13 protein-coding genes are annotated in these 14,493 nt (G+C 60.3%); 10 read left to right on the top strand and 3 right to left on the bottom strand.

Going from position 1 to position 14,493, the window contains the following annotated elements; genetic code table 11:
- Positions 1-166 precede the first annotated feature (166 nt).
- The 3 genes from KM176_RS20905 (at position 167) to KM176_RS20895 (ending at position 1,849) form a co-directional block, all read left to right on the top strand.
- Complete coding sequence (locus KM176_RS20905) at positions 167-517, top strand: hypothetical protein (protein WP_215558817.1); 351 nt, start codon at positions 167-169, stop codon at positions 515-517.
- Positions 518-922: 405 nt separating this feature from the next.
- Positions 923-1,624: a peptidoglycan-binding domain-containing protein gene (locus KM176_RS20900; RefSeq protein WP_160897291.1), complete on the top strand. Its 702-nt coding sequence runs from the start codon at positions 923-925 to the stop codon at positions 1,622-1,624.
- 30 nt (positions 1,625-1,654) lie between these two features.
- Complete coding sequence (locus tag KM176_RS20895) at positions 1,655-1,849, top strand: hypothetical protein (RefSeq protein WP_160897290.1); 195 nt, start codon at positions 1,655-1,657, stop codon at positions 1,847-1,849.
- Positions 1,850-1,940: 91 nt separating this feature from the next.
- On the opposite strand, the gene KM176_RS20890 is transcribed toward KM176_RS20895, so the two are convergent.
- Entirely contained in the window at positions 1,941-2,252 is a 312-nt protein-coding gene (locus KM176_RS20890) for a hypothetical protein (protein ID WP_160897289.1), read from the bottom strand.
- A 529-nt stretch (positions 2,253-2,781) separates the two neighbouring features.
- On the opposite strand from KM176_RS20890, the gene KM176_RS20885 reads away from it, so the two are divergent.
- Complete coding sequence (locus KM176_RS20885; protein ID WP_160897288.1) at positions 2,782-3,840, top strand: hypothetical protein; 1,059 nt, start codon at positions 2,782-2,784, stop codon at positions 3,838-3,840.
- 194 nt (positions 3,841-4,034) lie between these two features.
- Here the strand turns inward: KM176_RS20885 and KM176_RS20880 are convergent, their stop codons facing one another.
- Positions 4,035-5,516, bottom strand: coding sequence for a carboxylesterase/lipase family protein (locus KM176_RS20880; protein ID WP_160897287.1), 1,482 nt, complete (start codon positions 5,514-5,516; stop codon positions 4,035-4,037).
- Positions 5,517-5,716: 200 nt separating this feature from the next.
- Here KM176_RS20880 and KM176_RS20875 point away from each other — a divergent pair, with 200 nt between their 5' ends.
- The 6 genes from KM176_RS20875 to KM176_RS20850 all read left to right on the top strand — a co-directional run bounded on the left by KM176_RS20875 (position 5,717) and on the right by KM176_RS20850 (position 11,380).
- Positions 5,717-6,304, top strand: coding sequence for a TetR/AcrR family transcriptional regulator (locus KM176_RS20875; protein WP_160897286.1), 588 nt, complete (start codon positions 5,717-5,719; stop codon positions 6,302-6,304).
- Between the two features lie 247 nt (positions 6,305-6,551).
- Positions 6,552-7,469, top strand: a complete 918-nt coding sequence (locus tag KM176_RS20870) for a DUF6635 family protein (protein WP_160897285.1) — start codon at positions 6,552-6,554, stop codon at positions 7,467-7,469.
- Between the two features lie 502 nt (positions 7,470-7,971).
- The gene (locus KM176_RS20865; RefSeq protein ID WP_160897284.1) at positions 7,972-9,207 is read left to right on the top strand and encodes a hypothetical protein; all 1,236 of its coding nucleotides are present in this window, start codon (positions 7,972-7,974) and stop codon (positions 9,205-9,207) included.
- Positions 9,208-9,271: 64 nt separating this feature from the next.
- Positions 9,272-9,481 carry a hypothetical protein gene (locus KM176_RS20860; protein WP_160897283.1) on the top strand — a complete coding sequence of 70 codons (210 nt, stop codon included), beginning with the start codon at positions 9,272-9,274 and terminating at the stop codon, positions 9,479-9,481.
- A 246-nt stretch (positions 9,482-9,727) separates the two neighbouring features.
- The gene (locus KM176_RS20855; RefSeq protein WP_215558816.1) at positions 9,728-10,747 is read left to right on the top strand and encodes an IS110 family RNA-guided transposase; all 1,020 of its coding nucleotides are present in this window, start codon (positions 9,728-9,730) and stop codon (positions 10,745-10,747) included.
- A gap of 393 nt (positions 10,748-11,140) precedes the next feature.
- The gene (locus KM176_RS20850) at positions 11,141-11,380 is read left to right on the top strand and encodes a ribose-phosphate pyrophosphokinase-like domain-containing protein (protein ID WP_160896502.1); all 240 of its coding nucleotides are present in this window, start codon (positions 11,141-11,143) and stop codon (positions 11,378-11,380) included.
- A gap of 434 nt (positions 11,381-11,814) precedes the next feature.
- Here KM176_RS20850 and KM176_RS20845 read toward each other — a convergent pair whose 3' ends face one another.
- Positions 11,815-14,493, bottom strand: coding sequence for a DEAD/DEAH box helicase (locus KM176_RS20845; RefSeq protein WP_160896501.1), 2,679 nt, complete (start codon positions 14,491-14,493; stop codon positions 11,815-11,817).

Raw genomic sequence — 14,493 nt, 5'->3', positions numbered from 1 at the left:
TACGACGGATCAGGCTGGTGGTGGTCTCCGGTGTGGAAGAACGTGCCGGCCTCTGCCACGGCGACAGGGATAAAGGATCAGATCGCCCGGGATGACGACTACTTCTACGTCTGCACCGGCACGAACGTCTGGAAGCGCGCCGCGCTGTCGAGCTGGTGAGGGGACGATGAGCGATCCGACGAAAGATCCCGCCGTGATCGGCGGGCTGGCCGAGGCGCTGCGCGCCTGGCGCGAGACCCTGCCGGAACAGTTCTTCGCGCTGCTCCTGTCGGGCGTCGCCGGCGCCTGGGTGCGCGCGGTCTTCCTGCCCGAGATGCGCCTGGTCCGCCGCCTGGTCGAGGCCCTTGCCGGGGTCTGTTCTGCGATGACGCTGGGCTGGCTGCTGGGCGCGATCCTGGATGGGTGGACCGATGCCGGCACGCCCGCCTATTGCGGCGCGGCCTTCGCCATGGGCGAGGGCGGCATTGCCGCCGTGCGCCGTCTGCGCAAGGCGATCCTCCGCCGGGTCGGGGGCTGAACGGGCAGGGCGAGGCTGGCAACACTCATTGCTGGGGAGCTGAGTGGTCCGAGGGGTACACCGGGAAACACCAGCCTCGGCTATATCCAATATCCTGTTGCCTCAAAATGCAACCATAAGGTGCTATGGGGCGGTCCGCACAGGCTCTCCTAAATCCTTGCTGCGCCGCGGAAAAATTGCCTCCGGTCCCGTCTTCGGGACCTGCGGCTGGCCTGTCGGGCCGTCCTGGATAGGGGGAAGCGGTGAGGCCGGCTGCACCTGGCGAGGGGCCAGGCCGAGCACGGGGATGCCTTGAAACACCGGCCTCCCGTTAACCGATACTTCATCAAGCTTAATGATCCGTTAACCCCGATCCCCCGGCACCTGGCCTCGCTTTTGCGGGGCCTTTTTCTTTGGAGAGAGAGCATGACCGACATGACCCTGGGCCTGACGCCCGAGATCCGCGCCGCCGCCGAAGCCTGCGGCTGCACGCCTGCGCAGACGGCCTATATCCTGGCCACTGCCGCCTGGGAGACCGCCGCCCACCTCGAGCCGGTGCGCGAGGCCTGCTGGCTGAGCGCGGCCCGCGCCGAGGCCTACCGCAAGTCCAAGGACTATTACCCCTGGTACGGGCGTGGCCTCGTGCAGCTGACCTGGGATTACAACTACGCCGGCGCCGGGGAAAAGCTCGGCCAAGACTTCACCAGCGATCCCGACACGGTGCTGGCGCCCGAGGCCGCGGTGCAGATCCTGGTGCGGGGGGCCATGGAGGGCTGGTTCACTGGCCATGCGCTGCCCGAGTACGTCTCGGCTACGCGCTGCGACTTCGAGGGCGCCCGGCGCGTGATCAACGGCAGCGACCGCGCCGCTGACATCGCCGCGCTCGCCACCGAGTACCTGGCCGCTCTCCAGCCCGATACCCGCCGCACCCTACGCCGCGGTGCCACCGGCGCCCCGGTGCCCGAGCTGCAATCCCTGCTGGTGGCTTCCGGCTTCGACCCGGGCGCAGCAGACGGCCGCTTCGGGCGCCGCACCGAGGCCGCCGTGGAAGCCTTCCAGGCCGCCCGGGGCCTGATCCCCGACGGCATTGCCGGCCCCGCCACCTGGGGCGCGCTGCTTGCCGGCTGACCCTTCCCAACCCGAGAAAGGACCCAACCCATGACCAATATCTACGTCCGCCTGATCCTCTACGTGCTCTCGCCGCTGCTGACCGCGCTGGTGGCGCTGCTGCCCGGCTGGGGGATTGGCTTTGGCGACGGCGTGCTGACCATCGACCTCTCGACCCTCGCGGGCGCCCTGGTCGCGGCCCTCGGCCTCAGCGCCGGCGTCTTCGCGAAATGGGGGATCAAGTAGATCCCTCCCGGAAGGGGCGCGCGCGCCCCTTCTGCCCGGGGCCGTTGCAATGCGTCGGCCAAATCTTGGGGCAGGGAGGCTAAAGACTGATTTAGTGGCTGATCACTGTGCTGTAGGCCAGGGTCATCCATTCCCCGGAAGAATTGGTGCCCATCACTGTCACGATGTAATGCTTTCCCCGCCCGGGTTTGTACCTGCGGTCGTACTTGACCAGGCTAACGCCACTTAGCCCCATCTTCTCGGCCTTGGTGAAGGCTTCGTTCAAGGCCTCAGCCAAGTCTCCGGTAACCCAGGCGAAACCGCCAATTACGAAAGTCCTGTTGGGCTGATCTGCATAAGAGGCAATGGGGATCGCAGCGATAAAAGCGGCGAAAGCGGATGGTAGAAGGGAAAAACGTGACATCGTGCGACTGGCCCTCGGTGGTTCTCCTGAGAAAGACACCGACAACGCATATTCAATTTTCGCCCCGGCGATGAGGGGGTGATAACACGCTCAACTCTAAAATACATGCGACAATTTGTATTCATTTTGTGAATTCGCGGTGTCGGTGGAAGTTCCCCAATGCTTGCATAGATATTCAGCTCTTCTGGGGGCTCTGCTGCCTATCGGTTCGCATCAGGGGCTGAGGCACGCATCATTTTGTGCCTGGCAGCTATGGATCGACAACCTCGGCTCAGGAAGGCAGTCTGTCAAAAAACGTCAGAGTAAGAGTTCCTGATCTGGAAGTCTGCGCTGCCGGAGATGGGATATGAACTATGATTTTGTGCTCTTCTGCCGGCAATGTGGAGGCATTCCCCTCGTGTCAGAGTACGTCGGCTCTGATGAGCAGTCCTTCGCGTAGGTGGATGAAGCAGATTTTTATGCTCGCCCGGAAGTTCTGCGTTCATTATGATTTTTAATCGGAAAAAGAATTTGGAGTAGGCGTAAAGGGATGAATTTATTTGCGTTTCGGGTGAATTGGTTTCCCTACATCGATATGGGGCTGAAGATTTCGGCAGTCCTTTCGGTGGTGGGAACGCTGATATCTCTCCTAATACTGAACTATTATCTGAGTGCAATTGGGCAGACGGGTGTGACGTTGGACCTTGCCGGGCCCTCGGTGACTTTCTTCTTGATCTTATTTATATGTGTTTTGCCGATGGTCGGTGTGTCGTTTCCATTGATCTATACACGGCATTTTATGCTAAGGGAAATGCCGGCAAAGGGTTGGCCTCTGTGTCTTTATATGGTCTGTCTCTGGCTTCTGGTGGCGATTGTATTGTTTTTGCAGCATGAATATCGTCTACCGGACTTTGATCCTCGGTATTGGTTGTTCGTGATTTTTCTCGGACTATGTCCTGTGCTATGGGTATTGGTCAAATACCCATGGAAAGACGAGGGGCGTAAGCATGTATGGTCGTCGCTCCTTCTGTTCGGCTCGACATTTTTCTTGTTCGTCGAAATTACCGTCGTTGGGAATGTGTTGTTGGGCTTGCGGATCTCGGGCGACTGGGCTGTCTTGATCCCTGTATTTCTGTCTTGCTTAGTGATGTTCATTTGCCTTTTCGCACCTGCTGGATGGGCCATCGTAGGTATTTTTGGGTTGATGCTTGGTCTGATCCTAAGGGGCGGCCCAGGCCCGGTGATCCTCATGCAAAACGGACTATTCAACAGTAACCTCGGGGGAGGGGTCCCGGCTCAGGCAATCACTTCGGATGTCACAGCCCGGATCTGTAATCTGGGCATAGCGGAGAGGCCGGTGATCTATTTCGCGGAAAATGGATGCACCAAAAAGGCTGCCCTGGAGCACCTGCAGAAACTGGTAGATGCAAAGGACCCAGGCGCTAAAGAGGCAAAGGACCCAGGCGCTAAAGAGGCAAAGGACCCAGGCGCTAAAGAGGCAAAGGACCCAGACGCCAAAGAGGCAAAGGGCCTAAGCGCTCAAGCAGCTCTTCTTGGTGCGTGGCGGGAAGAGGTGGCTGCTGCTAGGGCCGCTGCCTCAGCAAATTAGAAGTGCCCGTCTATAGCTCCTGAGCCGCCGGGCGCAGCACCTGTCTTGTGGTTTGGGTAGCGAAGATAACGGATGCCGCTCTTGGAAGGGGCGCCGGTACGTCGCCAGACGAGAGGCGGCCCAAACCGGTCATTGCCGATGCAGTCAATCGCTGCCCGTGCAGCTTCGCCAGACCGGCCATTCGTGCACCGTCTTCATCGTATACCCTGCCACAGTGCTTGTTCTTCGCGGCGGTCGCCTGTGGCTGCGGAGGACACCTCGCCGAATTGCATCGAGATCCGGCTTTCCGGCGCATAGGCTGGCCACCCTGGATCGCCGGAGGTAGCGAAGTCCACCCAGGCCCTGTGCATCTCGTTTGCCAATGCCTGCGGCGGGGTCTCACCGTTGATCTGCCGGACCCCTGGATCGCCGATATTGTCGAAGACGAACGAAAGCTCCGAGGCATGGCAGGCACCCAGGCTGCCGTTGAACGCAGGCGAGCGCCACGAAAACTCGTACAGATGCGTGTCGGGCTGCGCTTCTGCCAAGCGCACGGCGGGAATTCGATAGAACCAGTCCGTGAAGATTGCCGAGTAGAGCTCGCCGGGTGTCGCATCTGGCCGATTGCTCCGGTAGACCTCGCGGGCCAGTGGCATCGGCAAACCGTACGCTTCTGTCATCGCGTCCACCATCCCGGTCGTGACCTTGGCGACCATGCCGGACGGCACGAAGAAGAGGTTGCCCTCCTCGCTATTGGTGCCGATCAGGACCTTGATGCCATTGGCCGCGCCGTGAGCGATGCAGTCGATCGGATGGCCCGGCACCACACTGCCGTCGATGACCGGAGTGAACGGCATGAGGGTCTCTGCGACTTCGCCCCAGACCGCGGGGTCCGGTGCCGCAAATACCTCCGCCGAGATCCTGTCCTGCGCTGCGATCAGTTTCTCCATGGGCACATCGGCCAGGGCGTCGCGGCTTGCAGAGACGCCCAGCATCTGCGCAAGTCTTTCACCGATCCGCTTGGCGGTGGATGGGGTGATCGTAGTGTGCCCTGCGCCGGATTGGGCAATGGCCTTGTGGAACAGCCCCCTGGCGGCAGGCATCGCCATGAGCGTGCACACACTCATCCCGCCAGCCGACTCGCCGAAGATCGTGACGTTTTCGGGATCGCCGCCGAACCCTTCGATATTGTCGCGCACCCAGGCAAGCGCGGCGACCTGATCAAGCAGGCCGAGATTGGCGACGCCCTCGCCGAACCACAGGAAGCCATCGGCACCCAGCCGATAGTTGAGTGTCACCAGCACCACGCCGTCACGGGCAAAATTGGTACCATCGTAGAGGGGCACCGCCCCGGAACCGCTCGAAAATGCGCCTCCGTGGATAAACACCATCACCGGCCGCCTGCCGCTCAGGGACTCCGTCCAGACATTGAGGTTGAGAAAATCATCACCTGGGATGACCACGTTGGGGAGCAGCGCCAGAGCGTCGTCGCCGCCGGAAGATTGCGGGGACGTCGGACCGTATCCGGTCGCGTCACGCACTTCAGACCAGTTTTCCGGCCGCTGTGGTGGCTTGAAACGCTTTTCCCCGGTCGGGGAGGCGGCGTAGGGAATGCCTTTGAACGCAAGAACGCCACTGTCATCGCGAACTCCGCAGACCTTTCCGTAGCCAGTCGTGGCGATGGGTCCGTTTCTCATGAGGACATTGCCTTTCCCGTGGTTTGCCGTCTTTGACTGCCTTGTGGCAGCGCTGTTTCCGTGTCGAAGATCTATATGATACCCTGCCGTATCATATAGATCACCGCTATGGGGCGAAGAATATCGAGTCAACAGAATTCTAATTCGCTTCGGTGCCGGGTATGCTTGTCCGCTCTCTGCTTGCCTCAAAGGAAATCCAGATGTCAGAACAGGTTAACGCCGAGCGTCGGCGTCCTGGGCGAAAGGCCCTTAAGTCGGAGAAGGACTGGCTCGAGGCGGCGCTTGTTCTTCTGGCGGACGGCGGGATCGAAGCCGTTCGGGTTGAACCGCTGGCGCAAAGCCTCGGTGTGACGAAGGGCAGCTTCTACAAGCGCTATGACTCACGGGATGACCTGCTGGTATCCATGCTCGATTACTGGCGCCGCGAGTCGACCCTCAAGGTGATTGAATTGCTGTCCGGCATCGAAGAGCCTTCCGAGGCAAAGCTGGCCCGCGTCCTGGAGATTTCCGGGCGCCGGCCGGATGCCGGAGAGCGAGCACGGATGGAAATGGCCATACGGCTGTGGGGGCACTCCGACAGGCGCGCAGCCGCCACGATGGAGGAGGTCGACGCGCTCCGCTTGAAATATTTCCGCTCCGTGGTTCTGGAAAACGGCTTTGATGGCGCGGAAGCAGAGGCGCGGGCGTTTCTCATTTACGCCTTGGGCGTTCTCGAGGCCGTCATCCCTGGCGAGCGAAGCCCCGAGATGATGGAAGCCTGTCGTGCAATCGTAGCCGGCAAAGCTTGATACCCGGGATGAAAACCGCGTGGGAAAGCCCGCCACCGGAGTACGCGGGACCGCAGTCCGCTTCCCGCGCTTCTGTCTGCCTAGGGCGTCATGTTCGCCCAGGCGGGTTATTGCTGGTTGCCCGCCCGATCGCCCCGACCAACTCTCGATTGATGGCGCCACCTGGTGTCACCGCTTGGCAGCCAGGAGCGAGCGTCCTATCTGCGGAAAGGGCGCGCAGGGGACGCGGCCCGGTGAAAGGACAGCCATGCAGCGCGGCGCGACCCTGCCTTCGGAGACAGAGGACTTCTTTGCCGCAGCGCGCGGGCGCATCGACGGTCATGTCTCCGCCACCTTTTCTCTCGCGGGCTCGGCGCGACTGCATCGCAAGGCCCTGGGCCTGGATATCCTTTGTGCCTCGTTCAATGTGATCCTTGCGCCGCTGCATGCATTCCTGCGGCTCCTTACACTTCTGCTGCGGCTGGTACGGCTAAGACATGCGGCGGGCATTCTGGGGCGGCTCCACTTGGTCCTGCCAACCCGCACGGCGCGCGCGGTGGAAGAGGGGCTGCTGACGCATGTCTTCGCCTTGCCGGCGGGCCCTGGGCGCTCCATTGCCGATCGCCTTACTGAGGTCCCGCCGTTGCGCGATGATCCGTCCCTGAGCGACAGCGAAAGACATGCGCGGGCAGGGCGCGCCGCCGAAACCCTCAGGGCCTACACCGGCACCCGGTCGGCCGTGGCCGAGATGACCACGGCGCTTCTGACGATCTGCTTCGGGGCCTGGGTGTTCCATCGCCTCACGCCGGGCATGATGACGCTGGCGCCGAAGCTGGCCGATACCTTCGCCATGGACGCCGCGATCGGGAATTTCCCGCTGGGACGCGGGTTGGGGCGCCTCTGGTACGCGGCCTTTCCCGTCGACGCGTCGCCCCTGGCCATTGTCATGATCGCCCTGGCACTGGTCGTAACGGCGGCCATCGTCACGGCCTTTGCGGGGATCCTGGCCGATCCGGTGCAGACCCGGCTTGGGGTGCACCAGGTCCGGTTGCGCAGGCTGGTGAGCGCCGTGGAGCAGGACATGACCGGCTCCGGCGTGACATCCTTCGCGGCGCGTGAGCACCTCTATGCGCGGGCCTTCGATATCGTGGATATCGCCGGCGGGCTGTTCAGGCACTTCCGCTGATTATAGCCCCGAATGCGGCCGGTCTTTCACCCCGGATAGGCTGTCGCCCCCAAGGCTTGATTCACTTGCCGAGGGGCTGCCCATCACCACGAACTGTTGGATGCCGTCTGGCCTTCTGGCGGCGTTTTACAGCGACGGCGTGAGGCTCCGACAGGACGGGCGGAGAGCCGACATTCCCTGCGACCTGAACGAACGGCAGCGAAGTGCAGCAGAGGCCATACACCTAGAGGGCAAAGTTTGGTTCGGCTGGAACATCCGACTCATAGCGTTGTTCATCGACGTCACGAATGAGTACATTCTCGAATCAAAAAATACACGCTAAGGTTAATTCTTCAAAATCACTATCATCATTTGGGTGAAGATTTTCCTCCGGTTCACCATCGCTCGATCAATAGACATGAGGGTAATGGCCATGTGCGCTGTAAGCATCTTTTCCAGAATCTTGTCCGGTTTATTGCTAGGGTCTGCGGGATTTGGTGCGCCAGCTCCGGCGGAGACTGCCGTGCAAGGCGATCCCTGCGGAGTGCTTTGGAGGATGGGAGAAATTGGTGCACTTGATCAGATCCTTAGGGACGAAAGTCTAACCAATCTGTTGGCCGAAAATCGGATGTCCGCCTGTACCGAAGCATTGAACACCATCTTTCAGGATGCCAGATTGCGCCACTTACCCGATGCTTCCGAACTGTCCGTTCTGAATAGTCCAGAGGCCGCCGATCTGCGGAACCTGCCTCTGGAAACTCTCAAACCATCCCGCTACACGTTCATGCAGGAACGGGTCATCGACGTGACGCCCGACGGAGTGGTCATTGGGCGTAATGATCCTTTCGTAAAGCCTCCTCTGAAAAATTTGAGCGACGCACCAGCGGCTCTGACAATCCCGTTCTCGGATTTGGCAATTCTGAAATCCCCTGACGGCAGACTGTACCCTATCCTGCCAACTGCTCCGGACCACGACATGTCAACGGTGGCCTCGGTGAACCCCGGGTCGGACTCGTGGCATAGCTTTGGGTCCGACTCGGATCCGAAAGCCATGAGCTCGGAGTTTTACCTCCGATTGCGAGGGGTGCGCGCGTCAAGGCTATTCTCACCAATGACGAAGTTAAAAATGAAAGAATATGCAGGAGTCGGAATCGTCGCATTTCCCCGCGCGCCCGATGGTTCCCTGGTCAAGCGAGCGACATTGCTCTGCGAGGCATTCTCGCTGGCCATGGAAACGGTCGAATTCGGGTCTGACCGCAGCTTCGGGCCAGATAAGCAGGTGGCGACTATCTGGCCAATTACGCCGAAAGCGACGATTGCGGAACACTATGGCAATGGCACACCCGGTGGCGACGACGACATTTCCTGCGCGGAGGCCATCGAGCGCTATGATTGGCGCGAAGGTAGCTCCGCACTGCAGCAGGCCGCCGATTTTTACCTCAGCCGAGGCAAAAACGACGTCGCCGAGCGGGTTGGTGCAGCGGACTTGGACGGCCCATGGTTGCTGGCCTGGGCACCAGGCGAGAACAAGGGCAGCAGTGCGGACGACGTACTAGTGTTGGCCTACGACCTCTCCAACGTCGAGACTGAGCTGCAGGCAGAGCGCGTCTTCCAGAGCTGGCGCATTACAATAGAGCGCAATGCCGATCTTTGGCTTAAGCCTCAGATTGCCAATGAACATTGGACCTCAGCCTTTGTGCGATTTGTGAACATGCTGGGCGCCAACAGCGATTTCTACAAGTTAATGATAAAGGGCTAAATCCTAAATTTTTGGCGCTCGCAGCGTGCCTTGGAACTGGCCTGAACTGCCAAAGGAGAATACCATGCTCAAAGGTTTTACAATATCCGGTGGAATCGGACTGCTGATCGGCATAGCCTTGGTCGCATACCTGCGGCGGGTAGCACCAGCTGGGGCACCCACTCTCGATGGCCATGGCATGGTCGTAACAGTTGTGCTGTGCGTGGTGGTGATGACTGTTTTCGGAGGCTTATACAGCTGGCTACGCCAGCTGTGCAGCAAGAAGAAGGGCTGAGAGAAAAGGCGCCTTGTTTCAGTCTCCCATAGTAACCTGTTTTATATATATGAATGCCATCCCGTTGGTCAGGACGAGACATGGAGCGAACTTTTCTGCCTGGAAGAACATGGCGTCCAAAGTCGACATAATGGGAGGGGGCCTACACGAAGGGCGAGGAGCAGATGGGGTGGATGGCTCCCGCTCCCGGCGTCGCAATGCGCCATACTGCAGGTGTCAGAATCTGCAACTGAGAGGAGCCACCCCATGCAAGTTACCACTGTCGGCCTCGACCTGGCTAAGAACATCTTTCATGTCCACGGAGTTACCCAGACCGGAGAGGTCGCTTTCAATCGGCCTTTGCGTCGGGCGCAGGTGCTGGCGTTTTTCGAGCGACTGTCGCCCTGCCTCATCGGCATCGAAGCCTGCGCATCGAGCCACCACTGGGGCCGCGAGCTTACGAAGCTCGGTCATACTGTCCGGCTGATGCCGCCGATGTACGTCAAACCTTACGTGAAACGGGGCAAGTCCGATGCTGTCGATGCAGAAGCCATTTGCGAGGCTGTGACGCGGCCGACCATGCGCTTTGTCGAGATCAAGTCCGCGGACCAGCAGGCGCTTCTCTCCCTGCATCGCGCACGGGACTTCGTGGTTCGGCAGCGCACCCAGCTGATCAACATGCTCCGGAGCTTGGCTGCTGAGTTCGGGATCGCCATCGCCCGGGGCGTTGTGCGGGCCATCGATTTTGCGAAAGGGATCATAGAGGGCAAGCAGTCCGGGTTCCCCGAGCTCGCCCAGGACGTTCTGCGGGTCCTCAGCCGTCAGCTGGTCGAGCTGCACAATCGCCTTCGCTGGTATGAGATCACCATGCGTATCCAGGCTCGTCTCAGCCGCCAGGCGCAACTCCTGCAGACCATTCCCGGCGTCGGGCCGGTGACCGCCTCGGCCGTGGCCGCCACGATCGGGTCGGGTCACCAGTTCAAGAGTGGTCGGGAATTTGCGGCGTGGCTTGGTCTAACACCACGCAACCACTCCAGCGGTGGCAAGGAGCGCTTAGGAAAGATCACCAAGATGGGCGACCGGTATCTGCGCCAGCTTATCGTTGTCGGCATGACATCGCGCGTGCGGCAGGTCACTAATCATCCGGAGCGCGCCGATCCCTGGCTGACGAAGCTGTTGCAGAGAAAGCCAGCCCGGCTCGCGACGGTCGCCATGGCGAACAAGACGGCGCGGATCATGTGGGCGGTGCTGACCAGGAACGAACCCTACCGCCCTCACACCGCCTGAGACGTACAGAAACAGCGAGATAGCAAGACCGACGATGTGATGGTGTACCCTTCAGCCGCAACGATCAGGACGCTCCGCCGAATGACCCGGGCGCAATTGCCCGCAAAGCAGATAGGAACCTGATCTGCGGATCCCATCAGGGCCAGCGGTGTGAACCGCGCAAACAGGCCGGACACAAGACCGCTTCTGAAAAGGTACACGAGATCATTTACGACTTGCTATGCGGGAGCCATCCACACAGGTCGTTCGCTGCATCCTGGACGAATGGCGGCAAAGCGAAACTACCGCTATTCTGAAGGTCAACGTGTAACTGCACCACTATGTTGACACAAGCCGCCTTATCATGGCGTAGAGTGACGTCGGCGTCGAAAGTAAAACATTCAGGAGAGAAACATGTCTACTTGGCAACAAGATCTGCGGAACAGCTTCGGGTTAGCTGACCGCAAATTTGCGGGACATCCTTCAGACTTACGGACAGCGCATGAGATGCTCGGAAAGCTAATTGCAGAGAACATTGGCATGTCAGAGGTTGAAGCGGAGGTTCGCAAATTTCTTGCAGGAAATATGAATCTACACGTCGATGAGCAAGTTGATCGTGTCAGAAAATTCCTAGAAGTTTGGCTCGACGACTAATGTCAACCTGCTGTGTTTAGGCAGGCCACTGAAATATCTGGTTCCTACCGGTTCGGCGTATTGCCTTAGTTACTACAGCAGAGATCGGACACCCTCAGCACATGGCGGCATGATTCCGACCACTTACCTTGTCCTGCGGGGGTATTCTAGTTCGCGCTTGGATAGACGATTTAAGGGAGGCTGCACAGCAGCAGGGGGACAGTTTGTGTGAGGCGACTTGGGACCGTTCACTCCGGCGAAGTAGAAAGGGCGGGGAGCCGACGTTCGCTGCTTCTTGGGCTAACGGCAGCAATGCGCAGGGCAGGAGAGTTCCAGCGCAAGGCACTAATTAGATAGAATGGGTCCAAAAGCGGACACATGGCAGCTGTGGCGAAAGGGCCTTGGGCCACTGGGACCTAAATCTATTCGCCGCTAGTGTTGAGATATGGGGACACTTACACTGATATGGCACCAAGCATTTGACCGCCAGCATCGACACCGTGTGCGATCTTCCTGACTGTAAGGAAGACGTTACCTGTAGCTTTCGCCCAGAGCTTGCCGATACGGTCTTTTTCACGAGCCTCAGGGGCGCCGACCAGATGCTCGCCCTTATATTCCACTACGAAGATCCGCCCATCGTTCAAGCGGGCAATAAAATCGGGATAGAAGCGGCCACCCACGCGGGGCAGCCAGAAGGAGCCCGGATGCCGCGCCACGTTGCGGACCCAGACGTCAACCTTATCTAGGCTGTCGAGCGCCCATGCGCACTGGAACTCGTCGCCATTCAGATTGCCGTCGAGCAGCGGAGCGCGATCTGCACCGAGCAGGTGCCGCTGAAAGCGCATTGCGCCGATGGGTTGGGTTGGCACGGTACGGTAGACCTGATCGTCGAAACGGACCACCGCCGCTGCATCCGATGTCGGCTTTGCCAGATCGTCGAACAACATGATCTGGTGGGCGTTCGAGCGCTCGATCTTGTGGATTTCGGCGACCTTCCAGCGGATACGGGCCGCGATCTGATGCTGCCAATCGATCAGGGTTCGCACGCTGACACCCTCCCGTTCCAGCAGCTTGCCGATCAGTCCCGCGATCCAAGGCTGCATCTCCGCATCCGGAATCCAGCGGTCGCGACATTGACGGGTCAGCCATTGAACCAGCGTCACCTCGACATCGGCATCGTCCGGCATCGCAAGGCCGGTCAGCTGCGGCGATTCCTGCGTCGCGCGGTTGTACACAAGCTTTTCGCCTTCGATGTCGATCATCACGACCTCTTCGTCTCGACGGAAGGTCAACTCAGCCTCGGTCAGTTCGGCAGGATGCTTCAACAGCGACCACTCGACACGCTCATAGATCGCGTCCGTATCCGCTTCGAAGACCTCCCCCTCCATCTCGACCAGCAGTCGCGGCACTTCGATCACGGCACCCAATTCAGCGCGGGTCTTCTGCGCTTCGACCTGGGCCCGGTGCTTCGCCAGTTGCGCATCGAAATGGCCCTGATCGGCATCCTGAATAACTGAGCGGACCGCTGTCGCCACGTCGTCACTTACTGCGCCCTTCACACCGACGGACAGGGTGCCATCAGACTTCGGCACGTAATCGACGCCTCCTTCCTGCAAGTTGTTCAGCGTCTGCCGCACCTCCGGAGTGTCCTTCACCGTCACCTGCAGCACAGGCTTCGGACGCACCGGATCCGGGTCGAACAGCCGCCCTTGGTCGTCTTGATCGACGCCGCGCGGTTGCAGGCTTTCGCGTACCTCCTCGTCGGTGAAGCCCATGTCGATGAGCTTGTCTCGCAGCCCGTTCGCCGCAGCGGCAAAGTTCGGCTCCGACACATGGGCATAGGCGCAGTTCAGCGCCGGGTCCTTGCGCCGCGCGGCGTAGGGCATCCGAAGCACGCGCCCCAAAAGCTGCTCAACAGCTGTCGTGCTCGACAGGTTTTGCGTCGCGCACAGGACATAGGCCGAGGGGCAATCCCATCCCTCCTTCAGAGCCGCCACCGTGATGACATGGCGCACAGGCACGCTCGGGTCGCGCAGGTTCACCCCATCCAGTTCCCGCTGCTCGCCCGTCGCGATCTTGATCCAAGCCTCAGGGACTAGTTTCTCCTCCTTGAGGTAAGTTTTCACCTCATCAACCGTCGGATGGCCATTTTTCGCCTGCGCCTGGTACAGTGCCACGGGCTGGATAAAGTCACGATCCCGCTTTGCCTTTTCTTCCAGCATCGCCCGCGTCGCCACGGTGGAAGACACAGCCTCGCGCCAATCATCATGGGGACGCACGCGGATCGGCAGCTTGATCATCTCCTCGTCCTTTAGCGCCGATGCAGTGACCGAGAACAGGATGTTGTTCACGCCGCGCGGCGTCGCCGTAAACTCAATGATCGCCGCCGGACGGATACGTGCCTGCACTTCGCGCGACAGGCCTGATACCGCGTTATGCGCCTCGTCCACGATCATTAGCGGGCGCTGGTGGTACAGCAGGTTGGCAAAGCTGAACTTCACCGCGCCCTCACGCAGCATGTCGTTCGCCGCCGCTTCCTCGGCAGAGACCACCTCCATCCCCTCCGTCGGCACGCCGGAGAAATGCGTCTCCAGTTCTTCGTGGTGGGCATAGACGCGCCGCCCCACGGTGTTCGTCACTCGGAACGCTTGGATGGTCGACACCACCACGCAGGCGGATCGTGCCAAGTCCTGCGGGCGCAGCGTCTCGAACTCCGCGACGTCGAACACCCGCACATGCCCGCCGAAGTTCTCATCCAGCCGCCGCCGATAAGCGTGCTCGCGGTCCTTCAATGCCTCAAGGGTTTGGGACTTGATCGCGTCTGAAGGCACCATCCAAAGCACCAGCGGCCAGGCCCGTCCAAGATAGCTGCGCGCCGCCAACCTAATCGACTCCGCCGCCAGCAGGGTCTTGCCGCCGCCGGTAGGCAGACGCAAACAGACGTAGGGTACTTCGGGCAGCTGGTCGAGCGGGCGATAGGCGCGCGGCTCCATCTTGCGCCCTTCAAGCTGAGCCAGTGCCTCTTGCTCCTTCACCGCATGGGCAAAGGCTTTGGCCGGTCCACTGGCCAGCGATCGGGACAGGAACCCGTCCAAGGCATCCAGCGTCTTCTGTTGGTAAGTCTTCAGCAACAT

Origin of the sequence: Pseudooceanicola endophyticus (assembly GCF_018760365.1) — a bacterium.
Classification (GTDB): domain Bacteria; phylum Pseudomonadota; class Alphaproteobacteria; order Rhodobacterales; family Rhodobacteraceae; genus Pseudooceanicola; species Pseudooceanicola endophyticus.
This window is presented reverse-complemented; position numbering and strand designations above follow the sequence as displayed.

Coding starts and splice junctions, on each gene's coding strand:
- KM176_RS20850 (WP_160896502.1), top strand. CDS start 11,141: ATGTCTACTTGGCAACAAGATCTGCGGAACAGCTTCGGGTTAGCTGAC.
- KM176_RS20855 (WP_215558816.1), top strand. CDS start 9,728: ATGCAAGTTACCACTGTCGGCCTCGACCTGGCTAAGAACATCTTTCAT.
- KM176_RS20900 (WP_160897291.1), top strand. CDS start 923: ATGACCGACATGACCCTGGGCCTGACGCCCGAGATCCGCGCCGCCGCC.
- KM176_RS20875 (WP_160897286.1), top strand. CDS start 5,717: ATGTCAGAACAGGTTAACGCCGAGCGTCGGCGTCCTGGGCGAAAGGCC.
- KM176_RS20860 (WP_160897283.1), top strand. CDS start 9,272: ATGCTCAAAGGTTTTACAATATCCGGTGGAATCGGACTGCTGATCGGC.
- KM176_RS20885 (WP_160897288.1), top strand. CDS start 2,782: ATGAATTTATTTGCGTTTCGGGTGAATTGGTTTCCCTACATCGATATG.
- KM176_RS20880 (WP_160897287.1), bottom strand. CDS start 5,516: ATGAGAAACGGACCCATCGCCACGACTGGCTACGGAAAGGTCTGCGGA.
- KM176_RS20905 (WP_215558817.1), top strand. CDS start 167: ATGAGCGATCCGACGAAAGATCCCGCCGTGATCGGCGGGCTGGCCGAG.
- KM176_RS20890 (WP_160897289.1), bottom strand. CDS start 2,252: ATGTCACGTTTTTCCCTTCTACCATCCGCTTTCGCCGCTTTTATCGCT.
- KM176_RS20870 (WP_160897285.1), top strand. CDS start 6,552: ATGCAGCGCGGCGCGACCCTGCCTTCGGAGACAGAGGACTTCTTTGCC.
- KM176_RS20895 (WP_160897290.1), top strand. CDS start 1,655: ATGACCAATATCTACGTCCGCCTGATCCTCTACGTGCTCTCGCCGCTG.
- KM176_RS20845 (WP_160896501.1), bottom strand. CDS start 14,493: ATGTTGCTGAAGACTTACCAACAGAAGACGCTGGATGCCTTGGACGGG.